Source organism: Salinimicrobium marinum (assembly GCF_014651535.1).
In the GTDB taxonomy this organism is placed as follows: Bacteria; Bacteroidota; Bacteroidia; order Flavobacteriales; family Flavobacteriaceae; genus Salinimicrobium; species Salinimicrobium marinum.
This window is the reverse complement of sequence record NZ_BMXB01000003.1, coordinates 24,396-50,524: the sequence shown is the minus strand read 5'-3', so window position 1 is coordinate 50,524 and position 26,129 is coordinate 24,396. Positions and strand designations below refer to the sequence as shown.

The 26,129-nt window shown below is 38.0% G+C and carries 25 protein-coding genes, 1 tRNA gene and 1 pseudogene; 11 read left to right on the top strand and 16 right to left on the bottom strand.

All coding sequences use genetic code 11. The annotated features are described in order from the left end of the window. Nucleotides 1-122: 122 nt before the first annotated feature. Nucleotides 123-683 (top strand): YqgE/AlgH family protein, encoded by a 561-nt coding sequence (locus tag IE056_RS06675; RefSeq protein WP_189603925.1) that lies wholly within the window; start codon nucleotides 123-125, stop codon nucleotides 681-683. On the opposite strand, the gene IE056_RS06670 is transcribed toward IE056_RS06675, so the two are convergent. Then, on the bottom strand, nucleotides 684-1,529 hold the full coding sequence (locus tag IE056_RS06670) for an aminotransferase class IV (protein WP_189603924.1): 846 nt from the start codon (nucleotides 1,527-1,529) through the stop codon (nucleotides 684-686). 49 nt (nucleotides 1,530-1,578) lie between these two features. Beyond that, the gene (locus IE056_RS06665; RefSeq protein WP_189603923.1) at nucleotides 1,579-1,965 is read right to left on the bottom strand and encodes an START-like domain-containing protein; all 387 of its coding nucleotides are present in this window, start codon (nucleotides 1,963-1,965) and stop codon (nucleotides 1,579-1,581) included. A gap of 238 nt (nucleotides 1,966-2,203) precedes the next feature. Between IE056_RS06665 and IE056_RS06660 the strand changes: the two genes are divergently transcribed. Then, nucleotides 2,204-2,277: transfer RNA gene (locus IE056_RS06660), tRNA-Met, on the top strand. A 127-nt stretch (nucleotides 2,278-2,404) separates the two neighbouring features. Here IE056_RS06660 and IE056_RS06655 read toward each other — a convergent pair. Then, nucleotides 2,405-2,572 carry a hypothetical protein gene (locus tag IE056_RS06655; RefSeq protein WP_229793677.1) on the bottom strand — a complete coding sequence of 56 codons (168 nt, stop codon included), beginning with the start codon at nucleotides 2,570-2,572 and terminating at the stop codon, nucleotides 2,405-2,407. A gap of 290 nt (nucleotides 2,573-2,862) precedes the next feature. On the opposite strand from IE056_RS06655, the gene IE056_RS06650 reads away from it, so the two are divergent. Genes IE056_RS06650 through IE056_RS06640 form a run of 3 tightly spaced genes read left to right on the top strand, consistent with a single transcriptional unit; the run spans nucleotide 2,863 to nucleotide 6,031 of the window. After that, entirely contained in the window at nucleotides 2,863-3,399 is a 537-nt protein-coding gene (locus IE056_RS06650) for a BfmA/BtgA family mobilization protein (protein ID WP_189603921.1), read from the top strand. Nucleotides 3,400-3,411: 12 nt separating this feature from the next. Continuing rightward, nucleotides 3,412-4,437 (top strand): MobB family relaxase, encoded by a 1,026-nt coding sequence (gene mobB, locus IE056_RS06645; RefSeq protein ID WP_189603920.1) that lies wholly within the window; start codon nucleotides 3,412-3,414, stop codon nucleotides 4,435-4,437. Nucleotides 4,438-4,441: 4 nt separating this feature from the next. Further along, nucleotides 4,442-6,031, top strand: coding sequence for a type IV secretory system conjugative DNA transfer family protein (locus tag IE056_RS06640; protein WP_189603919.1), 1,590 nt, complete (start codon nucleotides 4,442-4,444; stop codon nucleotides 6,029-6,031). Between the two features lie 230 nt (nucleotides 6,032-6,261). Here IE056_RS06640 and IE056_RS06635 read toward each other — a convergent pair whose 3' ends face one another. Genes IE056_RS06635 through IE056_RS06600 form a run of 8 tightly spaced genes read right to left on the bottom strand, consistent with a single transcriptional unit; the run spans nucleotide 6,262 to nucleotide 13,002 of the window. After that, nucleotides 6,262-7,092, bottom strand: a complete 831-nt coding sequence (locus tag IE056_RS06635; RefSeq protein WP_189603918.1) for a DUF4138 domain-containing protein — start codon at nucleotides 7,090-7,092, stop codon at nucleotides 6,262-6,264. Continuing rightward, entirely contained in the window at nucleotides 7,089-8,015 is a 927-nt protein-coding gene (traM, locus tag IE056_RS06630; RefSeq protein ID WP_189603917.1) for a conjugative transposon protein TraM, read from the bottom strand. The genes IE056_RS06635 and traM overlap by 4 nt, the downstream gene beginning before the upstream one ends. Continuing rightward, a complete protein-coding gene (locus IE056_RS06625) occupies nucleotides 8,005-8,619 on the bottom strand; it encodes a conjugal transfer protein TraK (RefSeq protein ID WP_189603916.1) in 615 nt (204 codons plus the stop codon). Before IE056_RS06625 ends, traM begins: the two co-directional genes overlap by 11 nt. A 15-nt stretch (nucleotides 8,620-8,634) precedes the next feature. After that, nucleotides 8,635-9,465 (bottom strand): hypothetical protein, encoded by an 831-nt coding sequence (locus IE056_RS06620; protein ID WP_189604068.1) that lies wholly within the window; start codon nucleotides 9,463-9,465, stop codon nucleotides 8,635-8,637. Nucleotides 9,466-9,469: 4 nt separating this feature from the next. Further along, a complete protein-coding gene (locus tag IE056_RS06615) occupies nucleotides 9,470-10,039 on the bottom strand; it encodes a conjugal transfer protein (protein ID WP_189603915.1) in 570 nt (189 codons plus the stop codon). Nucleotides 10,040-10,041: 2 nt separating this feature from the next. Continuing rightward, complete coding sequence (locus IE056_RS06610; protein WP_189603914.1) at nucleotides 10,042-12,444, bottom strand: TraG family conjugative transposon ATPase; 2,403 nt, start codon at nucleotides 12,442-12,444, stop codon at nucleotides 10,042-10,044. Next, nucleotides 12,434-12,715: a hypothetical protein gene (locus tag IE056_RS06605; protein ID WP_189603913.1), complete on the bottom strand. Its 282-nt coding sequence runs from the start codon at nucleotides 12,713-12,715 to the stop codon at nucleotides 12,434-12,436. The genes IE056_RS06610 and IE056_RS06605 overlap by 11 nt, the downstream gene beginning before the upstream one ends. Next, the gene (locus tag IE056_RS06600) at nucleotides 12,715-13,002 is read right to left on the bottom strand and encodes a hypothetical protein (protein ID WP_189603912.1); all 288 of its coding nucleotides are present in this window, start codon (nucleotides 13,000-13,002) and stop codon (nucleotides 12,715-12,717) included. Before IE056_RS06600 ends, IE056_RS06605 begins: the two co-directional genes overlap by 1 nt. Before the next feature lie 436 nt (nucleotides 13,003-13,438). Here IE056_RS06600 and IE056_RS06595 point away from each other — a divergent pair, with 436 nt between their 5' ends. Then, nucleotides 13,439-15,301, top strand: a complete 1,863-nt coding sequence (locus tag IE056_RS06595; protein ID WP_189603911.1) for a sensor histidine kinase — start codon at nucleotides 13,439-13,441, stop codon at nucleotides 15,299-15,301. Nucleotides 15,302-15,392: 91 nt separating this feature from the next. Here the strand turns inward: IE056_RS06595 and IE056_RS06590 are convergent, their stop codons facing one another. Beyond that, nucleotides 15,393-16,511 (bottom strand): BamA/TamA family outer membrane protein, encoded by a 1,119-nt coding sequence (locus IE056_RS06590; protein WP_189603910.1) that lies wholly within the window; start codon nucleotides 16,509-16,511, stop codon nucleotides 15,393-15,395. A gap of 11 nt (nucleotides 16,512-16,522) precedes the next feature. Further along, a complete protein-coding gene (locus IE056_RS06585; protein WP_189603909.1) occupies nucleotides 16,523-17,179 on the bottom strand; it encodes a P-loop NTPase family protein in 657 nt (218 codons plus the stop codon). Between the two features lie 806 nt (nucleotides 17,180-17,985). Here IE056_RS06585 and IE056_RS18830 point away from each other — a divergent pair. Continuing rightward, a pseudogene (locus tag IE056_RS18830) lies at nucleotides 17,986-18,449 on the top strand (IS1634 family transposase); the annotation flags it as partial. 397 nt (nucleotides 18,450-18,846) lie between these two features. On the opposite strand, the gene IE056_RS06575 reads toward IE056_RS18830, so the two are convergent. Together IE056_RS06575 and IE056_RS06570 are read right to left on the bottom strand one after the other, a co-directional pair. Further along, on the bottom strand, nucleotides 18,847-19,731 hold the full coding sequence (locus IE056_RS06575) for an RteC domain-containing protein (RefSeq protein ID WP_229793676.1): 885 nt from the start codon (nucleotides 19,729-19,731) through the stop codon (nucleotides 18,847-18,849). Between the two features lie 66 nt (nucleotides 19,732-19,797). Continuing rightward, nucleotides 19,798-22,221 (bottom strand): bifunctional aminotransferase class I/II-fold pyridoxal phosphate-dependent enzyme/GNAT family N-acetyltransferase, encoded by a 2,424-nt coding sequence (locus tag IE056_RS06570; RefSeq protein WP_189603907.1) that lies wholly within the window; start codon nucleotides 22,219-22,221, stop codon nucleotides 19,798-19,800. Between the two features lie 250 nt (nucleotides 22,222-22,471). Between IE056_RS06570 and IE056_RS06565 the strand changes: the two genes are divergently transcribed. Both IE056_RS06565 and IE056_RS06560 read left to right on the top strand, forming a co-directional pair. Further along, nucleotides 22,472-22,846, top strand: a complete 375-nt coding sequence (locus IE056_RS06565; protein ID WP_189603906.1) for a DUF7793 family protein — start codon at nucleotides 22,472-22,474, stop codon at nucleotides 22,844-22,846. Between the two features lie 45 nt (nucleotides 22,847-22,891). Beyond that, on the top strand, nucleotides 22,892-23,815 hold the full coding sequence (locus tag IE056_RS06560) for an AraC family transcriptional regulator (protein WP_189603905.1): 924 nt from the start codon (nucleotides 22,892-22,894) through the stop codon (nucleotides 23,813-23,815). Nucleotides 23,816-23,866: 51 nt separating this feature from the next. Here IE056_RS06560 and IE056_RS06555 read toward each other — a convergent pair whose 3' ends face one another. After that, nucleotides 23,867-24,505, bottom strand: a complete 639-nt coding sequence (locus IE056_RS06555; protein ID WP_189603904.1) for a hypothetical protein — start codon at nucleotides 24,503-24,505, stop codon at nucleotides 23,867-23,869. Between the two features lie 248 nt (nucleotides 24,506-24,753). Between IE056_RS06555 and IE056_RS06550 the strand changes: the two genes are divergently transcribed. Further along, complete coding sequence (locus tag IE056_RS06550; RefSeq protein ID WP_189603903.1) at nucleotides 24,754-25,125, top strand: DUF7793 family protein; 372 nt, start codon at nucleotides 24,754-24,756, stop codon at nucleotides 25,123-25,125. Nucleotides 25,126-25,148: 23 nt separating this feature from the next. After that, a complete protein-coding gene (locus tag IE056_RS06545; RefSeq protein ID WP_189603902.1) occupies nucleotides 25,149-26,063 on the top strand; it encodes a helix-turn-helix domain-containing protein in 915 nt (304 codons plus the stop codon). Nucleotides 26,064-26,129 lie beyond the last annotated feature (66 nt).

Below are 26,129 nucleotides of genomic sequence, written 5' to 3'. Positions count from 1 at the left end.
TACAGGCAAACGCTAAGAAAATACTAAACTCTCCCAACCGGGAGAGTTTTTTTGTTAAAATATGTTGGCCAACGTTTGAATGTGAGAATTATTTTTTTAGATTTAACGGAAAGAATATAAATATGCTAACACTAAAACCAGCCAAAGGACATCTTTTAGTTGCAGAGCCTTCTATCATTGGAGATATAAGCTTCAATAGATCTGTTGTGTTGTTGGCAGACCACACCGAGAGTGGATCTATTGGATTTATCCTTAACAAGGTGCTGGATTTTTCACTCCAGGACCTCGTTCCGGAAATCAAAGGTAATTTCAAAGTCTATAACGGCGGGCCTGTAGAACAGGACAACCTATACTTTATTCACAAGGTACCGGATCTTATTCCCGATAGTATCGAAATTGCCAGTGGAATTTACTGGGGCGGGAATTTTGAAGCGGTGAAACAGCTAATCGATCAGGATCTTATTACAAATGAAGAAATCAAATTCTTTCTCGGTTATTCGGGATGGGATTACGAACAACTCAATGAAGAGTTGAATGCCCGTTCCTGGGTCGTTATTGAAAATCAGGATAACAGGGAGATTATAAACCGGAAACCAAGAACCTTCTGGAAAGAAAAAATGTTACAACTAGGTGGTAACTACGTAATCTGGTCAAATGCTCCCGAAAACCCTACATACAATTGATTATCCCAGCCGTGCCTTTACATTAAGTTTAGAGAGCAATTCTTTGGTCAGCTCTGTCCTAAATTCCTTTTTCCTGTATTTGTTTACCGGCTGAATCCCCACAATAACATTGGTTATAAATAATTCATCTGCTTTTTGAAGTTCAAAAGGAGAGATAGATTCTTCTATCAAAGTGTAATCTGGCAGCGTCTTTATTATTTCAATTAATTTGCCTCTAAGGATTCCTTTAAGACAGCCATCGGTCAAAGGAGGAGTTTTTATCGTTTTTCCTTTTACCAGGAACAGGTTTCCATTAAGGGCTTCTACCACACTTTTATTCTCATTGAGGATAAGACAGTTCTGGTATCCGTTTTCTTTTGCAAAGATGCTTCCAAGCACGTTCAGCGCTTTGTTATTGGTCTTTAAAGTAGAAAGTAAGCCACTGTTGACATAATGATCCTTAAAAAGCTCAATTTCATAGAAATCATCCTTCAGGAGATAGAAAGGTGAAGGAAGCTCTTCAGCAGTGATGAAATATCCGATATGATAAGTTTCGGGCGAATAGAATCCGCCTTCTTCTCTATACACTGAAAACCGGATACGTGCAGGAGAATTCTCAAGGCCATTCGCTTTTAAAAGTCCGGTGATCTCTTCTTCCAGAAATTCGGGTGAGAAGTTCCCCGGAATTTCCATTCTCATAATTCGCATAGAAGCCATAAGCCTGAAATAATGATCTTCCCAGAACATTATTTTGGAATTCACTACTCTTATAGTTTCAAACACTGCATCACCATAGGCGAACCCCCGGTTGGTAACAGAGAGATGTGCATCATTGGGTGCTACTGTTTGCCCGTTCAAATTGATCATAAAAAAACCCGTTTTACAACGGGCAAAGGTACTATATAAAATGGGATTTTTAAACCGATCCCAATACCTGTTTTAAATCTGATATCATATTCTCCCAAAGCATCTTTCCTTCATCCACCTCATCTTCTTCAGCGAAATCTGTGATCATGATAGATACATCTTTAGTAATATCATCCACCTGAATTCTTATTTCAAAATAATAAGAAGTATCCTCATCTGCAACCCAACGGAATTTTACTCTTTCCCCACTTTTCTTACTAATCAATTTTGCTTTTTCTTCACTGCCTTCCCAAATAAAGGTGAACATTTCCCCCCTTGAGTTAACATTGTCGGCATACCATTCACTCAAACCAGAAGGAGTGGCGATATAATTGTACAACAACGATGGGGAAGCCTGGATAGGAAATTCCAATTCATACTTTATTTTTTCTTCCATTCTTTGGGTCTGTTTTTGATTCGGGGCAATATAAATATTAATTAGTAACTCTAAAAGAAATCAAAATAAATATTTTAGAAAAGATTATTTGCCACAAGATAAAATGTTTTTATATTTGCACCCGCTAAAAGAAACCACCGAGGTGCTGAGAGCTTAGGATTACAGCGAAAGGCAGGTTGGCGAATCCTGATAATATCGGGAAATTAAAATTTCGGATTTATAACCCGAAGAACATTAAGGCGAGGTAGCTCAGTTGGTTAGAGCGTCGGATTCATAACCCGGAGGTCACGAGTTCAAATCTCGTTCTCGCTACTAGTAAAATAAAGGCTTTCGAGAAATCGGGAGCCTTTATTTATTTAATGGGTACAACTTAGGTGCAACATTGGATCAAGCCTAAGTAACCTAGGACTTTTCCCGGATCATTCCTAAATGTTGTGGACTAGCCATTTTCATAACGGCTGAAAATATAAGTGATCACACCTTGGTGGTCTTTCCATGAAAAATCAAAATCAAGTGGGGATTTACGGCTTTCATTCAGGAAACGTTCAAAATAAAGAACCAGTTCTATAGGATTTTTATGTTGTGACCCATTTCGTGATTTCCCCAATTTCACTGTTTAATCTTACTTAAGAACTGCTGATAAAATAAAGGGTCATTTTGAAGAGAATGACTTTTAAAGAACCTAACTAATGTTCTGCCAAATGGAATTCTTAACCACTTTTCTATCATTCAGTTCTTATAATTCTTCCAATGAATTTCAGTTCATTACAATATTCTCAGTTTTTCCTTAAAAACCATAACACTTCTATTTTAATGAGCTATCCTTATTCTTAAAACTTTCAAATTGTTTTCTTCACAGGACACTGTCTTGTAATTTTTCTGTTTCAAATCGTAGAGATGGAAAAACAGCCTTACATCACCTTTAAGATCAGATTACAAACGGCCGAAGAATTCCGAAATTATTCTAGACAGTTAGGCAAACAACAGTCTGAGACTCTTCAGTTGATGCTTGATTTTTTTAAGGTCAATCGACTTTCTCCTTTAGAGGAATTGGGACCTAATTTTATCACCCTGGAGAAAAGGATCAAAGACAGGATCAATGCTTTAGTGGCTATCCTTAAAGATATTGAAAAAACCCAAACTAAACCCACGCATTCCATGCTCCAGTTGCTTTTCCAGGAAAGCCCGATTACAAAAAAGGAAATTCTCAGAGAAAAGAATCAACAGGATCTTTCCAATGACAACTCTCTCCATTTCGAATTACTGGCTGCTAAATCAATGGAAAAAGACCTGAGAAAAAAACTAACCGAAAAGACTGAGGACCTCAAACAAATTCTGGATAGAGTTGCGGTGGTGCGAAATAGTTTCGGAAGGCCATACCTGCGCCTCAATTTAACTAAAGAAGAATTTGAGCAGCTAAAATCAAGAACATAAAAAGGCAATAGAATGTATCTCACTATTACTCCTCAGAAGTTATCTCAAAACTACTCCCAAAGTGTCAGCTACTTTGTCTCCTACCTTGAAAAGGAAAACAAAAGCAGGGAATCGGGGCAATTGGAATTGTTTTTCAATCAATATGGGGAGAATCTAAATCCCTCTACAGTGATACAGGAAATTGACGCGAACACGGCAAAACTTAATAAAATTGAACCTAAATACTACTCCATCACCATCAATCCCTCCAGGCACGAATTAAAACATGTCGGGAATAACATCGATTCTCTTAAGAAATATACCAGAGAAGTAATGAAAGAATATGCCCGCACCTTTAATCGAGAAATCAACGGGAAACCCATTAACATAACTGACATTAAGTATTTTGCTAAAGTTGAACACCAGCGTTCTTTTAAAGGAACAGACAGGGAAATAAAGGAAAATGCTCCGTATGTAAAGGAAATTAAAAAACTGGAAAACAAAATCCGCAAAGTCTCTCGAGGTGAAATAAAAGGGAATATCCGGGCAATCGAAAAGGAGCTGCATAGGCTGAAATTGGAAGCTCCACATAAGATCAACGGTGAAATAATCCGACAGGGCATGGGAAAGGAAGGCTTACAAACACACATCCACATTATTGTAAGCCGAAAAGATGCTTCTAATTCCTATAGCCTATCTCCCGGGAGTAAATATCGCTCCTCTGAAGTGATGATGCATGGAAAAATTGTTAAACGAGGGTTCGAAAGGGATCAGTTCTTTGAAAAAGCTGAAAAGACTTTTGATAAACTATTCGGGTACAATCGCAATTACGTAGAGTCTTATCTGGCACGGAAAACCTTCATAAAGCAACCTAAACAGTATTACGCGCACTTAAACACTTTATCAGTGGTAGAAAAAAGAATAGCTTTCCAGATCCTCGGTCAGACAGGGATTTCCATTCCTCACCTGAATATAACCCCTAACCAGTTATCGTTCGCCCTGAAGCATTTAAAGAAAGCCCTGGAAGTGGGCATCAGGTCTAGTTCCATTGGATATTAAAAATATGATTACAGAATTTTATTACAGTGTTGTTACTCTCCTCGCCGCCAGTGGGATCTTCTGGTATAGCCTGAAAAAGACCGACTGGGGCTATTTCATTAATCTCTCCTTGATTTTAATTATTTTCTTCTTGCATCAAAAATTTAAAACAGAATTATATCATTTACTTGTACTGATCCTGTGGTACCTTCTTCCTCTACTTTTATTAAATACGGTGTTATATGTATTCGTGAATACTGAAGCGAGAAGAGATATTCCTAAAAAATACCAGGTGAAATTTTTACTCAAGGAAGGGAAACTGACTATTGAAAACTTCAGAAGGGGCGTTTCTATAATTGGTGCCGCAGGTAGCGGCAAAACGGAAAGTGTGATTTATAATTTTCTTAAACATTTAAGTAAACATTCATTTTGTGGAGTGATCCACGACTATAAAAGCTTTGAACTTACAGAAATCGCTTACCCCCTTTTCAAGGATAATGAGATTCCTTTCTACATTGTTTCCTTCGATAATATTTACCACCGGGTAAATCCTATTGCCCCCCGTTATCTACCCGATGAAGAAAGTGTGAACGAAGTTTCCCGGGTCTTGCTGGAGAATCTGCTGGAACAAAAGGATTCCATCTCATCCGGCACTACAAAATTCTTCAATGATACCGTAGAAGGCCTTATCTCCGGACTCATCTGGAAACTGAGAACGACATATCCTGACTTTTGTACCCTGCCCCATCTAATAGCAATTTATCAGTTTCTGAACACCGAAAGCCTTGTCAATTTCCTTAGCTCCGATCTCACCTCCAAAGCCATGGCTGATGCCTTCATCAGCGGGATAGAATCTGAACGACAAACCGCAGCCGTAAAAAGTACGCTTGCCAATGCTCTGAAAAAACTGAGCACTCACCGTATATTTATGACGTTGTCGGCTGATGAAGTTCCTTTGGATATTAATAATCCTGAGAATCCTGCGGTAGTCTCTATAGTAAATAATCCAAAATTTGAAACCGCCTACTCTCCTGCTATTGCGACAATTATTCATACCATCTCCAAACAAATGAGTGTGCGAAACAGAGCGTCGTCCTTCTTGCTTATGGAAGAAGCTCCAACCATAAGACTGCTTCATATGCACCGTATTCCGGCCACCCTAAGAAGCTATGACATCGCTACGCTCTACGTCATGCAGGATAAAATACAGAATGAATTGCTTTATGGTGATAAAGCCAGCAGAGCAATCCTTAGCAATCTCTCTTACCAGTTCTTTGGGAAGGTGAATGATCCTGACACAGCAAAATATTACGAGCGCTTCTTTGAAATTGTAAAACGTCAGAGTATCAGCATTAATCGGGGTGAAGGACTGGATTTTGACACAAGGATTACGAAAAGTGAACGGGAGGTTTCCAAAATCCGGTCGGATGCGTTCTTCAGATTACAACCTGGAGAATTTGTCAGCTTTGCCGATGGCAAGGAGCAGTTGGTAAAATTTAAATTTGAAAACATTGAAAAAAATCTACCTCTGAAATTTAAAGGCTATTCTGAAAATGAAATTAAGGCAAATTTTGAACGAATTCATGGCCAGGCGAGGAAAATCTTTGGAAAGTAAGGGAATGCTTGGTTATCTTATTTCTTCAAAAATTACATATTTGCCTGCCATTCCTTAAAATCTTAATTTTCTTACAGCCCCTCCTGTTCCTGGGCAAAAAGGACAAATAGATGGAAAAATCGAAAGATAAAACTCCTGCAATTTTTACGAGTTTAAAATAATACTGCTAATTAAAAATTATCCTGAAGAAGACACTGACTATGGAAGCAATTTGATCATTCTAATTAATTTTATCCTCTGAACTTCAAATCTAAATATCTACTCCCCCTCTTTTCGCGTACCTCTACCTCTATCCGTTGATTTTCACCCACAGTGAACTTTGGCAATACATATACGAATATCTTTTTCTGATGATGTCTTATTATCTCTGGAAAATTTAATTTGAATAATGGATTTGTCAGCAGTTTTTGATAGGATGCATTCCGCTTTTTATTTCCCTGCGTGAGATAGACATTCAGATAGTTTACTTCGAAATCTATTTCAGATCTGTTTTCGAGTTCAAATACAATGTAGGTTTCCCTTCTGTAATTAATCAGGTCTTTGACACTCAGCTTCAGCCTGTCCTTCCTACTGGATTTCAAATGTCCCGTTGACGTATTTAGGTAATATTGGGAAAGCTTCTGGAAGTAATTCAATTTCGCTGTACTGTCTTTCAGTACCTTTTGATCATTTGCAATAGCTACTTCTTCCTTAGCTATATTTTGCTCATCCAGTACAGGAATCTCGTTGCCTATACTTGCCGTTGGTTTCACGAAATAATTCAGTTGTGGCAGGTGCTCTTTGTACTTTACATACCAGGAATAGATTTGTCCATCAGAGGTCAGAACCAACAAACTACTGTCTTTTCCCGGCAATGCCTTGAGCAGACCAAAGTATTGTGGATTCTCTTCATTAAAACTGAAAGTATAATTAGTTGCTCCTACGATTCCCTGCCTTACCTGACTGGGAAAAAATAGGGAGACATTGTGCTTCTCATTGGCAAAAATAGTATCCAAAACTTTGTTGTGCTGTGCAAACACATTATGTGAAACTATTAGAACGATGAATAAAATTTTCTTCATAATTGAGGTTTTAAAATAAGTTCATATTGATCCAAAACTGTAACCTTCAGGTTTCTGTTGTTACGCCTAAAAATGTTTTTGATCCCGCTAATCTGCGGAACTCCTGTGATATTGATGTCCTGTACTACATCATCCAGCACCTCTCTTGACGCTTCTGCTTTAAAACTATTTTCTACATAAACACCTTCATTGCTGTCCTGCAGGTCGAAAGCCTTCAGGTCAACAGCTGTATGGTTAATATGGGTTATCCTGATATGTAACCTGTTCGGCTGAAGACTGACAAAACCATAAATCAGGGTGTTTTCCGAGTATCTCTTCCCGTTTATCAGGGCCGTTTGGGATAAGATTAGCTCCAATCTATCATTCACCCGTACCACCTGGTTGCCGTGGACTCTTGCCGCTATTAGGGTGTCAGTTCTTTCCGCAGCTTCTGGTAAAACCTGGTCTCGTTTGGTAACACGGAAAAACTCTCTATGGGCAATTGAAAAATCATCTGTGGTAGTTGCCTGTTCCAAGGGTCTATTTTCCAGTGAATCCAGGTCAGGGAGATAAGTTTCCTCTTCATAACCTTCACCCCAATCTTCTATCTTATAATTCATACTTCCATAGGAATATATACTATCCGCCACCCTTTGCTGATCATCTTCTTCCTGTACAGGATCAAAAGCCCCCAGAGAATCCAATAATTGTTCAGAATATATGCTGGGGGGATCTGTTTGATGAACCTCCTTAAGGTCATTAAGTGCATCCAGTTTTGAGGTATAATTTACTTTGTCCTCCTTAAGTTCGGGCACCAAAGGCTGATCCAAATGTTCCATAGCCTGCTCATCCTTCATTAGGATCAATGTCGTATAAGCAACAATGAAAATAATAACAATAGCCACCACACTAAAAAAGACGATTTTGTTTTTCTCAATTTTCATTTTCCACTTTTCTTAAACTGTTTTCAAAAAAATTTGTGATTAATAATCCATGGGTATTCCGGGGAAAATGCCTGTCGACTTTTACCAATTGACCTTTAGTAACCATGGTATAAACATCCACCACGGATCCTCTGTTTATTTCAAAGGTTATTGTAGTCCGGAATTCATATGGCTCTGCTGCTAGATTCAATTCTGTATCTACCTCGTTTACCTTCTGCACCAAAGAATACTGAATGAGCCGGTTATATAACCCGTCAGCTTTTTTCTGTCTGTAAATATTATCCACGGAACTATCCCCCAGCCACAGTGCCTTTTCTAAATTTCTTTCAAAATTACTGGCATCCAGGCCGTAGAAGTACTGATGAAATAACTCCAGATGTGCTAATGCTTCTACCTCGATATTTTCTTGTTCTGAAATAAGCTTCAGTGGAATGACTGAGCCATCTGTATTTACCGCGAACATGCTGTTAAGCATCTTGTTGTTAATGTCAAAAACAGACCAAAGGGAGAAGACATTACTCAGGAATGCTACAATTACTACGCTCAGTACTATAAACCGGTTGATCTTCAGGACGGAATAAATGCTTTTATAAGGTGTTTTCATGATGTTTGATTATGTTCAGGAACCAAAAATTTGGAATGTAAAAGAGATCGCTCTCCTGTATAATTTAAATTTTAAAAAAACGATGAATCCAATGGAACCAAGCTGTACAATAGGTGCAAACACCCCACTTTGAGATCCTGTCCCCATTAGGTTTCCCCAGAAGTTGTTGTTTATTTCTTCATACAATAGATTTATGAAGACATTGACCAGAAAGAAAGCCGGAACGATCATATACACAGCTGCATATAATTTGAAAAAACGATATCCCATCTCCCGGAACTTTTCAAACACAGCCATCGCCATTACAAGTGGAAAAAATGCCTGCAACAGTCCTAGTAAAAAATAGCGCTCCGCAAGAAATAACGGGTAGATGAACAGATCCATTAACCACAAAAAGAGACCGACGATAAATGCCACTACTTTCATGGGGTAGAAAGGAGTAATTAGATACTCGTATAACAGACTCATCGCTTTCGAGGCCGCTTCAACAAAATTGATATCTTCCTCAATTTCCAAATCCTGCATTTGCAATGGAAGAAGTGCCGGAGCTGTATTTCTGTACTGGGTTTCTATAGAAACCAGCACCTCATCAAAAAAATTCAGAATTTGTGTGGAAAAGATCACCAGCAGGACGACGATGAAATTTTTAATAAGCTCTCCCGGTGTAAGCCCCCAGGAATATCCATCACTGTTTACCGCTCTTTCATTGTACTTCTTAATGATATTCACCAGAAAGAAAACCAGGGCAAGAGCTTTCATTCCCACGATGGTATACTGGGAGAAGCTGCTCTCCTTGACAGTAGTGAACACTGCATCTATATATTCGATTCCTATGGAGGTCATCATCATTCTAGTAGTTAATCTTGCGATGGTTTAGTTTGGCCTGAGCTTCTCTGAACTCGATGATGTTGGTGTACCTTCTTTTCTTTAATTCGATCTCCGAAATCATCTCCCGGGATCGCTTTTTTTGTTCTTCAAGTAAATAGAGCCGCTCAGCATCTGTCATACTTAAAACATTACTCGAAAGAAGCTGCTGCATAAAATTCAGGTCCTGAAGGGAAATCTCTATAATGGAATTAAAGGATTCTGAAATGCGGTTGACCTCCTCCGGTTTTACATAGGGGGAATTTAAGATATGACGCAGATCCCGCTGTACCATATTGAAGAGCCGCTGATTGTTCTGTACAATTTCCTGTACCGCCTTCAGCTGCTTTATGGCCCTGCTGACCTGCTCCACCCGCTCTTTTTGCTCTTTGAGGAATCGGACGGTTTTTAATAGCTCCGAAGTTTGTTTAGCCGATTCTATTAAAGATTTACCGAGGGCAAGAAAATTTGTGTTATCGTATACCGGAACTCCCTGTGATTGCATTGTTTGCCAGCTGATTATTACCATTAAAAATGTTATTAATTTTTTTTTCATCGTTAAAGATTTTTGGTTACAAACTCATTAATCGCCATTTCCATTGAGCCGTACTTCTCGTAATACCGTAGTATTTCTTCATTTTCTTTCCCGTCTGTAAGAAAGGCGGCATAAACTTCTTTGGGTACCTCCAACCTGAAAATGTTACTCTCCCGCCCAATTTTGATGAACATTTCGGTATACTTCTGATCCCCGACGAGTTTGTTCTTAATGGATTTTAATTGGTTTAAATCATGGCTGGAAAGATTTAACCGCTTCTGAAGCTGGTCATAACCTTTTTCATTGTGCAGACTGTAAATCACCTGGGTGTTCTCGAGGATACTGGCCGAAGTAGCGTTCTGCGGAAGCTGGTTGATGGACTGAAGGATAATCCCAATGGCCCCGTTTTGTTTCCTGATTGCCTGGTAATAAAATTCCACGCTCTCCAGGACATTATCGAATTTCAATTGTTTAGCGAACTCATCAAAGAGAATCACTCCTTTTTCCGCCCTATTTTGCCAAATAGTCCTCTGAATAGCAGATTTGATCAGCTTGAGCATGACGGAAAGTATTTCTTTATTGTCCCTGATCTCATCCAACTCAAAAACGATCAGCCGTTTCTCTTCTATCCGGAAACTCTGGTCTTCCTGGATCTCGAACAGAAAGCTGTAGAGTCCCTCCTTTACATATTCTGACATGATGTGGAGAAAATTGTCCACATTAAAATAATCTGGATGAATGTGAAGGTGTGAAAGAAGGTTTTTTTCGTTCGCTTCAATAAAGCTGTAGAAGCTATTCATCGAATAGGTTTCCTGATTCTCCTTGTAGTAATATTGCAGGATCTTCTTGATGGCCACTTCCAGCCCTTTTGAAATCTCCACACCTGTTGCAAAAAGTTCGAGAAGGAAAGTGGTCAGGTCTTCCAGGTGTTGGGGATTAAGGTCTTCATCCCTGCGGATGTAAAAGGGATTAATACCAAGATTTTTTCCCTGTTCATACCTCAAGATCAAATGATCATCTGGATAAAGCTTCGCGAACTTACTGTAAGAACCTCCGAGATCAATGATAACCAACCTGGTACCATTCTCGAAATATTGTCGCAGGATGTTGTTCGCCAGAAATGACTTTCCTTCCCCCGTAGGAGCAAAAATGGCGAAGTTCCTTGCCTTGATCCTTTTCTTTTGTTCATCCCAGACATCTTTTAAGACTGGAATATTTTGTTGTCTATCACTGAAGATGATCCCCTTCTCATCTGATTTATAATTGGTGTTATTGATGTACAGACATAGAGCATGTTTGAGATCACTAACAAAGAGATCATCACTGCAAAAATTGGAAGTGAAACAGAAGAAACTGTTGAGAAAATAGTTCTTCCGTTCCTCTCCCAGGGGGTAATGAGGAATAATGTCCAGTTCCTTGAATTCGGTTTTAATTTTGGCGGTAGTCCTATCCAGACTTGCCTCACTACGATTCCAGTAAATGATATTGAGATGTCCGCGAATTATTCTGGAGGAGTCATCCTCATTTATTTTCCTGAAAATCTGTTCTAATTTATGCTGGATGACCTTATTCTGACTGCCAAAGTTGCTGCTCTTTTTAAGTTCTTCTATCCTTTTTTCAAGCAGGGTGCGCCACTTCCTTTTATCATCCATATAAAAAACCTGGTTCACTATATGGTTTTCTTGTAAGTCAAGTCCTAACCCGTCAAGAAAGCCCTGATGAAAAACAAAATCATCTGAAGTAAAATGGTCATTCCTTTTGCTGGACTGTACATATTCTCCAAAGCACAATTCACTATTTATAGCGAGAACATCGAACAAGTTTTGACCTATCTGAAGATGGGAACCGTTCAGAAGAATGTCCGTATCAAAATCTTCATTGAATCCGTTAAAGAAAGAATTTGACAGATTAAGGATTTCACCCTCAACCAGGGGAACCAACTTCAGTTTTTTACTATTACTAATAAAAGAAACCACGTCGTTAACAGCCCTGGTGAAATCCGAAAGGTCGTTTTCCATTTGAACGCTTATCTTCTTCGGGATTTTCCTGAAAGGATTGACATATTTTGGATTGTTCAGCGCCTTATTCTTAGGCAACGTAAAGTATATCAAACACCTATGCACCAAATGTTGTCTCCCTTTAAAATATTCGTAGGTAGCCTTTGCTAAAAAACTTTCCTTCGGAAGCTTTTCTGCACTATAATCCATCCTCCTGTAAATATCCTGTTTATGGATCACACAACCGGGTACCAACGATCGGAAAGCCTGAAACCAGACCCCGTGCAATTCCTCGAAATCTTTTTCAGACAAAGAATATATTTCCGGCAGCTCTGCTTCATAACAAAGCACTACATTTCCGTTGGTGGCAAAAACCATATTCCCATGGATATCTGCAATCGGATAATATGTTGTTAGATTAATTTTCATAAAATATTTCAGAGGATTTCTTACTGGAAATAAGTACTGGAAATACTTTCCTGAAGTACATCCATTGAGGGTTTGCAGCTACTTTTGAAAGAACAGCGTACATCACCAGGTTCAGGCTTACAGCCCCAATGATCATCAATAAACTGAAGGAAAAAATGATCACTAGCAGTGACCCGATAATACTGATCATCATTAATGCAAACAATGGAACAGGAAGGCCATAGATCAAAGCCTTTTTCCTGATGTCTCTATAGATCTCGTAGCGTTTCATTATACTACCATTCCTATAAGGTAAGTGAAGATCCCAACGACCGCCCCTGCAATTAGAACAAACACAAGCACTCGAGTGATTCCCTTTTTGAGGTCGGCATTTTCACCAAAAAAATGTCCGGCATTGAACAGGAAACCTACCAGGAAGATGATGCTCAGGATGACAGGGAATATTGCCCGTATTGTTCTGGCAATTTCATTAACGGAATTTTCAATACCCCCTATTTGGGCAAATGTGGGGATCGTGAAAAGGATGGTGCCAAGACTGGCATAAAGTGTTTTTTTCATCGGATGTTGATTTAAAAATTAGTCCGATGTGAAAATAATTAAGAAGAATACTCACCCTAATTGTAGGGCCGTGGTTTTAACTTATTTTAGAACTAGATTTAATGGAAATGTAAAATTTTAAAATAAAATCTGAAGATTATGAAACCTAATGGGCAGGATGATGGCTTGATATACGACCGAAACTTTAAGGAAGATACTTGAGCTGGAGAGAAAAATTCATTTTACAAGGATAAAAAAAAACGTAGGTGCCTGGAATAGATTCTGTTTTCGCAGTAGACCATATACATATAGGCAAGATTATGAGGAACAGGAACCGGTAATAATCACTCTCGCTTTCCTTGCGTTGGAGCCAGAAAAAGAACCTAATAGTTAAATCACGGAAAACTTCAAACCTGCAAATAAATATAAAGACCTGCTCTTTTCTTCGGATGATGGTTTGAGCATAATTGAAATGATCTATGACAGCGAAGGTAATCCTGTTTATTATCTCTTTCTACAGACAAATCCTGCCTTTGAAAACCATATTAATTTAAAGAATGTACAGGGAAAGACCATCCAGGAGATAATTCCATACTATGGAAGGAAGCGCCTTCAAACCTATCGAAAAATCGCAATCCATGGAGAGTCAGTATGGTTTGAATTTCAATCTGAGGAATTCAATAATTTCTGGTTCGATCTTTATGCTTTTAAAATAGGGAATAATACTAGCAGGCAGGTTACAGTAATATTTAGGAATATTACGGAACGTAAACGCGCTGAAGAGGAACTTATCAAAACAAAGAAGGAACTAGAAAAGGCAAAGAAATTACTTGAAAAACAAGCAGTCAAAGACCAGAAAAACCTTCTGGATAGCCGAGAATTGTTACAAACTGTATTTGATACAACCAGCCAGGCCATAGCGGTGTTTAAAGTCATATATAATGCGAATAGAACCATTAAAGATTTCAGGTTTTTAATGATAAATAAAGTACTGCGGGAAATGTATAAAGACGTTAATCCCGTAGGCCGTACTTACCTGGTGATCACTAGGTACGGGGTAATAATGGGAATTTTTGATGCCCTGAAAAAGGTGATGGAAACAGGTGTGCCATTAGATAAGGAGTTTTTTTATGATAAAGAAGGTTATCACCACTGGTTCCGGTTCACTGCAAGATCCCATGGTAACCTCTTAATAACTGCTATTGAAGATATTAGTGAAAGGAAGGCCGAGGCCCAGGAACTACAGGAAACCATAAGGTTTAAACAGCAGTTAGTTAGGACATCCCCTGAGACTATTATAATTATAAACCTTAATACTTTCACAGTACGATACATAAATAAGGATATTCTTCCGAAAGAAGGTTTGACCAAAGAACGAATTCAGGGAATTAATCCTTCTAAAGTAATATCTTTTATTCATCCATGGGACCGGGAAAAGCTTATAAATTTCCATAAAGCACTACTAAAATCTTCAGATGATGATGTTCATGATATAGAAATCAGGGTAAAACTGAGTGGCACTTATTGGGAATGGTTCAGCGTCCGAGGAAAAATATTTCATCGTAGGGATTCTTCCTGGGTAAATGAATATGTATTATTAGCCAGAAATATCACTCAGCAAAAAAAGGTTCAGAAGGATTTAATCAAAGCAGAGAAATTATCTATCCAAGGAGAAATAGCACGAACCTTAGCACATGAACTACGTAATCCATTAGCGAGTATTGGTATGGCAACTGATCTTATCAGGAAAAAAATTGATAGCAAGAAAGAAGAAATCACAAATTATCTTGACATACAAAGCAGAAGCACAAAAACAATTAATGATATGGTCAGTGGTTTACTTGATTCTTCAAATTACTCACCATCCGTCCTGAAAAGAGAAGATTTAGCAAGAATTATGGATGAGGCTCTTTCCAATACTCAAGATAGGATTTACCTCGCAGGTGTAAAAGTCGTCAAGAAGTACAGAACTCCCTGCTTCATTCAGGCTGATGAACAAAAGTTGTTAATTGCCATTTTAAATATTATAGTTAATGCCTGTGAGGCCACACCTCCTGGCCGCGGGTTGTTAGAAGTAAATATTGAAAAATCTACAACTGACTACGTCCTTAATAATAAAGACAATGGACATGGACTTGAACCTGAGCAAGTGGATAAACTGTTTGACGCATTTTATACGAATAAAAAAACCGGAGTAGGAATCGGTCTTAATTCAGTAAAGCATATTCTGAAAGAACATGATGCAAAAATAAGTGTATCAAGTAAATTAAACGAAGGAACGGCTTTTAACATCTGTTTTCCCAGACATGATAATGTTTAGTAGTTGGTTTGGAACTTTTATCCTATTTTTTTCCAGGGTACATCAAAACGGTGGTACAGGTTTCAGTGAAAACTTAATTTCTTTTTTATAGTCAGGTGGAGAGTTTTGTCCAGATTATAGGATGTGAACTTGCCTGCTGAGTCTCACTTTGCACACTTTCGTAAATACGGTATTGCCCCCTCTTTTCAGGCCATATTCCTCTTCTGTTCATACCAGTTTTTCGTACCTTCTTGAATAATTCTGGAGATAATAGCATATAATCTTTCTGTTTTAGATTTACTCCCATTCTATAGGCTCCCAGGCTATGGTAAGAGGCATCTTTCCCTTCATCATAATCAACATTGAATGTCGGGTGCTTCTGAACCTCCTTTAGAGATGTTTCACGTAACAATGGGGAGAGTGAAGCGCAATAGGATGGAGAATTAAAGGTTCCGGCTATTACAATTTCTTTATGACCGGCTGTCGTGAGCAACTCATAAACCTCAGAAATGTATTTTGTCTGAAAGCGTCTTTTATTGAATGCTAGTTCAATATCCGCTCCTGTTTCTTTTAGATGAGCTGATAATATCCATATAGATGTACCCCCGGGAGTAAAAATTTCGTACCTCTGGAAATCTTTCTCAAAAATAATTTGACCATTCACACAAGCATTCGAATGACTTTTTATAGATCCAATACCGTACCCGTTTTTGGTCATGATCCCTAAATCAAGGCCATTCGGATCATTTCCTGGTACCACCATTACTTCATCAAATCTTACATCCTCAGATAAAAAGTTTTCATTGAACTCCATTAGTGACTGCCTGTCTTCCACTTCCTGCAATAACAGGATATCAGGATTAACTTCTGTAATCAATTTAGCTTTGTTCTGCACAGCAATTTCGTCAATTGGAGTAGTGTATAATTTAATCCATCCATTCCAATGGGTAAGATGGGATGCCTTGTAATCTAAACAGGCGTTCCTTTTTCGTAGATAAAGTTGTCCCGCTTTTCTTCGCATAACCACGTAAGGTTCCAGGGATGATTTATGAAAACCTAACAGAAAGGATAACTCCCTCATTCGTACGAATTCATTATCCACTCGAGAATCCCTCTTCATCAAATCATCAAATTCTTCTATCCATGCAGTCAAAGACTGGCTTACTGATTTCTTCACAAGACTTCGGTCCCTGTGAAATATATTTTCCATGTTGAAAGTTGCTATTTTCATAATCTGATATTTTATTTTCTTTTGTCACGTGAATCGGGGGCAAATGCTATGAGATTGAATAAATGCCGCATCCTGCTCCTTACCCTGGCTCCATAACAATCCTCTAATTCATCTGAATTTAAATTTGTTGTTACATGGGTTTTTGTTTTGTGCCGAAGAAAGAGCTCGTAACGGGACAGGAGTATCTCCCCCATCACATTACAATCATTAGCGTTATACCTCCCCTCTGGTTCAATGCCCAGGTCGTCAAAACAGAAATAACCGCTATTGCCATAATCTTCAATGGTTTTAAATCCTAAATGATTAAATGCAAAAGCAATATTGCGGGTGGACATGACTTCATACGGCCGATGATGTGGTACTATGAATTTTAAAAGCTTCATTAAAGACGATTTTCCACATCCTACAGGTCCATTTAAAAGAATCCCCTTTTGAGGATCTATTCCTAATGCTTCACATTTTTCTTTATCCTGAATGAAATAAATACTTAACTTGAAGAGGGTTTCCCTGTCCTCCTCGTGAAGCCTAAATTTTTTCCCAAAAAGAATTTTTCCTTTGGCATCGAGATAAATTAAAATTTTGGAGAAATCGTAATGCACCTCTTTTTTCTTGAGATTTCCCAACGAAAAGGTGACATCTCCTTCCATTATTTCACAAGGGTTGATCATAACATTTGTTTTTGGTTACTTTCAGATAATCTTTTTTCTCAGCTTTCTTATTTTTTCCGGAGGTCCTTCTTTGAGACGGAGAATCCAGTTTTTAGCTATGGTTTTCCAATTCGTAATTACATGTTGTCCACTGATCTTCCACCCCACCCCGCGGTAATAATTGTAAAACCTCTCTCCTTCCGTTACACGACATTTTTCTTTTTTAAAAATTTTTATTATTTCATTTATTTCCGGAGTGCAAGCCTGTTTATTATTGTTTGTTTTTTGTTTGATAGTGTTGGTATAAGGTACCTTTGTCTATATACTACCTGTTTCTAAACCTGTACTGAATTTTAGCAGCTTAATCCGAATTCCTTTTTAAGGGTTGAAAGAGGGCAGATAAACAATGTATTTCCAGTAATGAAGATTTTTGAGGCAGCGATGATACGTGGCTTTTGAACCTATCGTTCCCATTCGTATCACCTCTTCCCTATTTGATAAAAAAGACCTGGGGAAACGGTGTAAATTCCAGAATTGGAATAAACTGCTATATAGAACGATTGTAGCATAATGATTTTTTTAGTAGCACTTCCTGGTGCTGATTAGTAATTCATTATGCTAATTTGTGGCAATTAATTCGGAAGAATTCACAAGAGGCTTCGTAGTACGAAAAAATTTAACACTCATAAATTTTTAGCTGAATGTCCCTTTTTCCTGACTTCGACATAAATCTGCTTCAAAAAGCATAAGACACTATATATTAGTGATTTAAGTCTTTTTGATTTGTAATTTTGGGTGACCCAGCACTTATTTTACTATTTTTAGACATGTTTGTACGAAAGAAGAAAAATAAAAGTGGTGTTATCAGTGTTCAGATCATTGCGAGGTTGATGGCGACTCGAAGTTATTGAAAACTATTGGGAGCTCTCAAGAGCCCAAGGTAATTGAGGAATTAGTTAATAAGGGAAAAGAGTACATCCAGAACTATCAGGGCCGACAAGTTTTAAATTTCAGTGATACAAAATCAGTTTTCCACGCTGTTTTCAATGCTGTTTCTTCTCATAAGGAAGTTGGCACCGAGCGGTTATTAGGAGCCATTTTTAATGATATCGGCTTTAATAAAATAGAAGATTCTCTATTTAAATATTTAGTCTTTTCCAGGCTTATCCAGCCAGTGAGCAAACTTAAAACCACAGAATACCTCTTTCTTTACAAAGAGATTGAAATTAGTTCACAACAAATTTATCGTTACTTGGACAGGCTTCATTCCCGACTGCAAAGACGCATTGAGGTCCATATTTGCATCTCCTTTGTTGCCTATAAAATACACAGAGAACTAGATAGACAACTCAAGGAAAAGAAAGCTAAAATCAGCGCTAATAAGGCTATTGAAATAGCCAAAACAATTTACAGCATTACCGCAAAGTTGCCTGATGGGACCGAAATAGAACATCTTCTAGTTACCAACCCAAGGCAAAAACAACTGATGAATATTTTCCCAGAGAATTTTGGGTGACAAAGTGTAGAAGTCAGAAGAATTCACAAGAGGCTTCGTAGTACGAAAAAATTTAACACTCATAAATTTTTAGCTGAATGTCCCTTTTTCAATGTAATTTTCGGCTGCAATATTAGTAAAAAGGGCCTGATGAGTGACAATTTTTTCGATGCTCATTTTCGTAGGACGAAAATTATTCTTCGTCATCTCTGGCCATTTTTGCCTCCAGGTTTAGTATAAGATTTTGGAGATATTTTGTCCTGTTCCCTTTGCGGGCTTTGATTTCAGAAAAGGTTTTGTAGAAGTTGTCCAGTCGAATGTTGAAGAAATCTTCAAAAGAGGAAATCAATGCATTTAGATCTGCTGTGCCATAGTTTAGATCCCCTGTAGCGTGTAAAGCATAAATAAGTTCCACAAGGGCAGTCTTTGAACCTGACCAAACCACAACTTTATGTTTTTTCTCTTTAAATATTTCTTTTTGACCTGACCTTAACTCCTGCATAGACTCTCTGACATAATGGATGAACCTGTACATAGCCTGAACCTTCGACCACAACATATCATGGGAAGTGGAAAATTCGGGGTACTGATAATAATTGATCATAGGAGTAAATGGAAAATTCTTGCGGTGGTTCCGGGTAAATAATTGATGATCCATATAGGAATGCCCCTGCTCCATGTAATGAACAAAATCATTGTTCTTGTGGAAGAATTTATTGATTTTTCGTAATTCCTTCTCGAAGAACCTCAATTGGAAATTATCACCGGCTATAGGTTTCCTCAATTCGCAAGACCTGACTTCTGTAAAATAAATCAGGTAGCTCATGGGACAGGGCTTTATGTTTTTAAAGAATTCTATTTCATCAGGAACATTTTCAAAATCTTCTTTTTCAATTAGTTCCTTTAATTGTGACAAGGTATTATTACACAAATCTATACCCGCATCCGCTTTTTTTAGAGAATCGGGGATGTCCAGAATTTTAGTGCTCAATGCTTTATGAAAGCTATGGATTACATCATCAAACATCTCATTGTTACCTTGAATCATTAAATAATAAAAGGGTAAAGGGACTCTCAAATTTTAATTAGTTTAGAAGGATTGTAGGGAGATTCCTTAAATAACTTACAGCTCTTCCGGGTGTTCTCAGGATTCGTTCCTCATCATTCCCAGACTTTCCATCTTAAAATTATCTTCCACCTGGATATAAGCGAATTTCTTAATTATAGTAGCCCCCAGTTTCCGCTTTTCGAAGGAGGCGCTCAATCCAAAATCAATTCTTTGAAAACCTAGCTCTTTTGCACGCTTGATAGTTTGATATAAAAGTTGCCTGTACACCTGGAAGTCTGTTGCATAAGTATAATCTATTCCAATCAGAGAAGGCACATAAGTAATATCTGAATTCTTATAACAAAACATGACTCCCACGGTTAAAGGCTCTGGGCCTTCATAAAATGATGGCTTTAATTTTAATACTATAAATTCCCAATTGACATCATCTGCCATAGCTGAAAATAATTCCTTTGGATAAGCAAAGGTGTTAATTCCATAATTGTTCTGCTTCACTCTGTGGTATAGCTGATAAAAATGGTCGATTTCATAATCGGTAGGTTTTTTAAGTATTTCTACTTCAAACTTATTTTCAAAGGATAAAACTTCTTTCCTAAAGTGCCTCCTGGACCTGGCACTTAGTTTCTCCATATACTCGTCTTCATCTTTCCAATTCATATTCTCAAGGATGCAAGCTTCGGGCATCTCCATTGGAATAAAGCCTTCATCATTGAAAATCCTTGCAAGTTCATTATCTTCTTTGAAATCTCGTAAGACGATCATTTCGGTCTTTAAATTATCTGATAATTTTTCGATTTCATGCAACAGCAATTTTAATGCTTCTTTCCATTTTGGATGTTTTCTGTCAATATACAGATGCTCCCCCTCGGTAAAGGTAGACCCCAGGGAGAGGACATGAGAGGTCATATGATACGGTTGCTCCTTTCTTATTTCTTCCAGCTTTTTTGATACGGATGCGGGTGCGGTCATATCGTCTTTCCACAACGAATTGCTTAGGAATGCCGCCAGGACTGGATGTTGATCTCCATCCTTCACCATAAAATAGTGAAATAACCATTGATGTTCTCGCTTCGTGCTTCCGGCCATAGCCTGTTCGAGGAAAAGCTGACCTTCCCAATTAAAGGTACCTTTTCCTCCCATTAAACTATTCCATTCTTCTTTAGGTATGCCCTTTATTGTTTGCTCATACTGCAGTTTTAAAGAACCCAACTCCCTTCCGGTCTTGATTGAGGCTGCAGTCTCTATTCGAAACGCCTTTCCTATCCTGTCCAAGTTATTGTCTGTCTCCCCTAAGGCTAATGGGCAATGATATTTCATAGCCTCGGTGAGAGCTAGGATATCCTCCAGGTGGTTGTGTCGTGAAATTGTAATTCTTACCCCGGTATTTTTACCAGGGACTGCAGGATACAAACCTAAATTGACAAAAAAACCTTCCTTCATTAACCTATTGACAAGATTATACCCTGTAGCCGGTAAACCTGTACCTATGTAAAAAACCGGAGAATCATTTTTTGATATAAGTGGTAGTTCAGTTTGTGACAGAAGTCTATTGAAGTATTCAATTTTCTCCCGGAGATCATCCTGTAAACTATAAATTTCTTCGGAAAGATGAATATCAGCCGAAGCAATGGCAGCTGCTACGGATGCCGGTTCCAGTTGTGCCGAAAAGGTCAGGGGACCTCCAAAGTTTTTTATTTTCCTGAACAAGGAATTGTTAGTACAAGCCACCACTGCCCCACTCGCTCCAAATGTCTTACTTAATGTTCCTACTAAAACTACATTCGCAGGAAGCTCTTCCAATACGCTCATTACGTAGCCAGCCCCGTTTCGCCCCTTCCAACTCATCCCATGTACATCATCAAAATACAAATGCAGCTGCGGATACTTTTTGCATAATCCCATCAATTCTTTAATAGGTGCAAAATCACCATACATTGAATACACCCCATCTGCCATATACCATATCTTTTCTGCTTTGGTTGTAAACTCCCTGATCCGTGTCTCCAACATTTCAAGGTTATTATGCCGGATGAGTGTAACCGGAATCCCTCTTGTTTTCAATATTTGCGCGGCATTCTGAACACTCCAGTGTACCTGATGGTCTAATATTACGGCGTCTTCATCCCTTACGGCTGTAGGGATCACCGCCATATGACCGAGGGTACTGTTTTTTGTAATAATTACAGGGTGATTATAAATAGATTCCATCTTCTCCTCCAGATGGGAATAAAGAGGATGGGAAATGTAGGTTTTAGAGAGTGGGAACTGGGTGCCATATTTTAGGATTGCATCAACGGCAGCTTTCTTTAAGCGGATATCCTGCTCTAGCCCAAGGTACCCTGTAGTGCCAAAATGGAAGGAATCCTTTCCCCTTACTCTTATTTTTCTTCCACTCAGATGATCTCCTTCGGCATCTAAATGAATTACTCCTGCATCTGTTGCATTTGAAATAACTTCATCCACTGTATCCAGAAAATTATTGTGTTTGATTTTTGCCATAATGAATTGTTTTTAAATCCTTAACTAATAGATACCTACAAGCTAAAAAAAGAAATTGAAGAAAAGATTGTCGCACTCCTACAGAACAAAAAAAAAACTGTCACAGTCAAATAATTGACATTTACAGTCAAATTGCCTCGAATAGCCCCAAATTCCATGGATATGAAGTGAGAAGGATTTTCTGAATTTTAAAATGATCTTTTTTTGAATAATTTTTTTCCTACATTAGTAGCATAATACTCAGTAAGTTATGACCATTGAAAATGAATATGCAAAACTCTGGATTAGTGAAGGCATTTTGTATTTTATTTATAAGCCTCAAACAATCCTTCAACTGGATACGGCCAAGAAAATCGTTATGGATCGATTAAAGCTCCAGAATGAAATTTCCTATCCGGTTTTGTGTGATTTAAGAATGGTTAAAGATTCTGAAAAAATCGCTCGGGATTATTTAGCCAGGGAAGGCTCCATCCTTACCAAAGCAGTAGCTTTTTTGGTTGAACCTCCATTTTCTGAAGCAACAATTTATCTCTACCTAAGAACAAGTAAACCTGTTATCCCTACACAAATATTTACAACAAAAACTGAAGCACTCAGTTTCCTGGAAAAATACAAAATAAAATAGACCAGGATTTCTGCCGCCTTCAATGAACGATTAAAATATTGATGTATGGAATGGTCAGGAAACTTTCATCGTCTCAATGAGATGAAGCAACTAATTTTTGAAATTGCTGCAGGCAACTTTTCTTATCGTCTGGAACCTAAAGACCGGCAGGATGAAGGAGAAACAATTATTGCACTTTTAAACATGATGACTGAAGAACTAAAAAGTCTTTTTCATCAGATCAATCCCGAAGAAAGTGCAAAATATCTGGTTCAGGCCTCATGGATACTGGATGAGGATTTTCAGGTGTTAGGAGCAAGCCCTCAGGTACTTTCTTTTTTTGAAATTGATTCTTCCCAGCTGTTCAAACATGATTTCACAGCTTTTCTTGCAAAAGAGAGTAAAAAAAATTTTATTAGGGAAATCCAAAAATTGAACGGCCTTGATTCTGGTGACCACAAGAGGCTGTCCCTTGAATTTAAAGCTCCTAATTCCCTGATAGTAGCTGCGGAATGCTCCTTCCAGAAAATCACTCTATTTCCAGAACTGGAGAGAATACTGGTTACAGCTTTTAAAATTGTCTATAGGAATCAGGAATTAGAGGAAATCCTAAAGAATTCCATGAAATCTACTGAGGACTTTAAAAAAGGAGGTAGTAAAGCATTACGACTGGAATCCTATAGAAAAATCATTCAGAAGCTATATCTGAAAATCCTGGAAAATCTTGACAAGCCATTGCCGAAATTTAAGGCTATGGCTCAGGAAATCGGTGCCAGTGAATCCAAGCTGCGTAGAGGATTTAAAGCTATTTATGGAGATACAGTATACAATTTTCACCGTGAAAAAAGATTTGAAAAAGCCGTAATGCTTTTGACAAATACAGAACAATCCATAAAACAAATTTCTCTGGATTGCGGTTTTAAAAGTGCCTCACATTTCTCTCGAAAATTCAAGAAGAGATTTGGAGTAAAACCATCTCATCTTCGTTAGTTACCTAAACAATGCAGATTAGTATTACGAAAAAAAAAGTCACTCAGGAAATCACTCCACCTTAATACCAAAGCTATTTTGGGTATTATATTTTTCAGGTTTCCCTAACGATACCATATACCTGTCATAAGCCGCCTTTTTTAACCACTGAACCTGGTAATGATCTTGCAATTTCTCACTTTCTGCAGCCTGAGCTGATAATTTGGATGCGGTTTCATAATCAGTACTGTTATCACTGTGGTGATATATAAATGCTGCATAGAACTTATCCATTGGCTTTAGTAACTTCCTGTCTTGGGATAGTTCTTTTACCTGGGTCAGTCTTTTATCGTCTCTCTCATTTAATTTACTGAATAGTCCAATGAATGACCTTAGTTGCTTACGATCGTTTTGATCAGTTTCATAAGCGTATTGTAGTTTTTTACCTAAGCTCCCCGAAGTCATTACTGCACTTTTTTCATAAGGCCGAAACAGGGAAACTACAACTCCAAGAAAACAAATACCTATAATTAAAAGCGGAATTTTAAAATACCTTCTATTAATATTTTTAAAAATTAAAATGAATCCGCAGACCAGCAGAAATAAAAGAGCTAGCGCTATTAAGACCAACAGCATGAATTCCGATGAGGGAATCAGGTAGGATAGAGTAACAACAAAAATGACGCTGAGAAAAAACAGTATTCTTTTCACTATTAAATGGTTTGTTCTGAATATTTCTTCCTTTAATAATGATCCTCTAACTGTAATAGATCATTAGTATTTTTTATTAAATACGATTCAGAAAGCTAGAAGTTGCAAAATATTAAAAAGAATACCGCATAAAAAAAATCATTAGAGAAAACTTATAAACTCTAAAGGACAAATACTTAGTTGTTATTTCTCATTATTAAATGATAGGGTGATTTAGGTTCCGTAACGACAATCAAATAAAAATCCGGATGATGTTTGAAGGTGAATATGCGAAGCTCTGGATAGAGGATACCATTCTTTTTATAGAATACAGGTCCCATCTTGTCCTGACCAAACAAACTGCCATGGAAGTCCTACGCAGTCGACTTGCTTTTCAAAGAAACCAGGAGTATGCCGTCTTTTGTGATCCCTCGGGAATTGTAAGTGCAGATACTGATGCGCTGGATTACCTTTCCAGAGAAGGCACTCTTCTTATCAAAGCCGTCGCTTTTTATACCCCCTCTCCCCTGAACATCCTGCTCACTGAATTTTTCCTGGAAACCCACAGGAGAAGATTACCTGCCGGAATTTTTAAGCACAAAATCCAGGCTCTAAAATTCCTGAAATCCCACAGTCAATAAAATAGTCTAATAACCACAAAATTATGGAACGGGAATTTACCAAGGCAAATTTACAGGGGGTATACCGGATGTTGTTCGAATTGGCCAAAGGAAATTTGGCTTTCAAAATAGAACGATCAAGTCATCACGATGAGTTGGAGGGATTGATTGCCCTTCTCAATATGACAGCCGAAAAGCTACATAAGAACAGAAATCAATTCCTGTGGTTCAATCGACAGAATGGGATAGTGGTTATTAAAACCCTTAGCTTTCTACTCAACCAGGAATGTGAGGTGGTTCATTATTGCTGTGAGATAGAAAGCTTTGAAAATAGCACCCGATCAGATGACATTCTGGATAAACCGTTTGTAAACCTACTTACTACAAAATCCCGTGCGGCATGGAAGAAAAAGATCCTTGAACCTCTGAAACAAGAGCAAACTTTTACAATCCTCCCTCTAAACTACAAAAGCTATGATCATTTAAACCTCAACCTACATTCCGTAATAACAAGAATACCCTATCCGGATGCAGTGATATATATCGTTACTTCGTGCCTGCTAGATATAAAAAAAGATGATGTTTTCAATTTCCGCGAAAACACTACAATGAATAAACTTTCCCATTGGGACCAGCAACTATTTCATGAGATAGAAGAGTACATTATAGATCACCTTCAGGAACCGCTTAAACCTGTTTATGAATTGGCCTCTCTTTTTAATACCAATGAGCATAAAATAAAAACTGGCTTCAAGGAAATCTTTGGTGTGACTCCTTTTCAGTACCACAGGGAACAGCGTATCGAACTAAGCAAAATCCTTATTGCTAATACCGATCTCTCCTTAAAAGACATAGCTCGTAAAATGGGATTTACCTCCTATCCACAATTCTCACAGCACTTTAAAAATTACACTGAAATGTCTCCGCGTGATTTTAAAAAGCGTATTCAAAAATCATAGGGGCAGAACCAAACTCTTCCGATTTGATAAGTTGACCTCCGCTTTTGTTAAGTTTTAATTTTCATA

Bases quoted from the DNA above. Each gene is read 5' to 3' on its own strand.
- IE056_RS06675 (WP_189603925.1), top strand. From the start codon at position 123: ATGCTAACACTAAAACCAGCCAAAGGACATCTTTTAGTTGCAGAGCCT.
- IE056_RS06670 (WP_189603924.1), bottom strand. From the start codon at position 1,529: ATGATCAATTTGAACGGGCAAACAGTAGCACCCAATGATGCACATCTC.
- IE056_RS06665 (WP_189603923.1), bottom strand. From the start codon at position 1,965: ATGGAAGAAAAAATAAAGTATGAATTGGAATTTCCTATCCAGGCTTCC.
- IE056_RS06650 (WP_189603921.1), top strand. From the start codon at position 2,863: ATGGAAAAACAGCCTTACATCACCTTTAAGATCAGATTACAAACGGCC.
- mobB (WP_189603920.1), top strand. From the start codon at position 3,412: ATGTATCTCACTATTACTCCTCAGAAGTTATCTCAAAACTACTCCCAA.
- IE056_RS06640 (WP_189603919.1), top strand. From the start codon at position 4,442: ATGATTACAGAATTTTATTACAGTGTTGTTACTCTCCTCGCCGCCAGT.
- IE056_RS06635 (WP_189603918.1), bottom strand. From the start codon at position 7,092: ATGAAGAAAATTTTATTCATCGTTCTAATAGTTTCACATAATGTGTTT.
- traM (WP_189603917.1), bottom strand. From the start codon at position 8,015: ATGAAAATTGAGAAAAACAAAATCGTCTTTTTTAGTGTGGTGGCTATT.
- IE056_RS06625 (WP_189603916.1), bottom strand. From the start codon at position 8,619: ATGAAAACACCTTATAAAAGCATTTATTCCGTCCTGAAGATCAACCGG.
- IE056_RS06620 (WP_189604068.1), bottom strand. From the start codon at position 9,465: ATGATGACCTCCATAGGAATCGAATATATAGATGCAGTGTTCACTACT.
- IE056_RS06615 (WP_189603915.1), bottom strand. From the start codon at position 10,039: ATGAAAAAAAAATTAATAACATTTTTAATGGTAATAATCAGCTGGCAA.
- IE056_RS06610 (WP_189603914.1), bottom strand. From the start codon at position 12,444: ATGAAAATTAATCTAACAACATATTATCCGATTGCAGATATCCATGGG.
- IE056_RS06605 (WP_189603913.1), bottom strand. From the start codon at position 12,715: ATGAAACGCTACGAGATCTATAGAGACATCAGGAAAAAGGCTTTGATC.
- IE056_RS06600 (WP_189603912.1), bottom strand. From the start codon at position 13,002: ATGAAAAAAACACTTTATGCCAGTCTTGGCACCATCCTTTTCACGATC.
- IE056_RS06590 (WP_189603910.1), bottom strand. From the start codon at position 16,511: ATGAAAATAGCAACTTTCAACATGGAAAATATATTTCACAGGGACCGA.
- IE056_RS06585 (WP_189603909.1), bottom strand. From the start codon at position 17,179: ATGATCAACCCTTGTGAAATAATGGAAGGAGATGTCACCTTTTCGTTG.
- IE056_RS06570 (WP_189603907.1), bottom strand. From the start codon at position 22,221: ATGGCAAAAATCAAACACAATAATTTTCTGGATACAGTGGATGAAGTT.
- IE056_RS06565 (WP_189603906.1), top strand. From the start codon at position 22,472: ATGACCATTGAAAATGAATATGCAAAACTCTGGATTAGTGAAGGCATT.
- IE056_RS06560 (WP_189603905.1), top strand. From the start codon at position 22,892: ATGGAATGGTCAGGAAACTTTCATCGTCTCAATGAGATGAAGCAACTA.
- IE056_RS06550 (WP_189603903.1), top strand. From the start codon at position 24,754: ATGATGTTTGAAGGTGAATATGCGAAGCTCTGGATAGAGGATACCATT.
- IE056_RS06545 (WP_189603902.1), top strand. From the start codon at position 25,149: ATGGAACGGGAATTTACCAAGGCAAATTTACAGGGGGTATACCGGATG.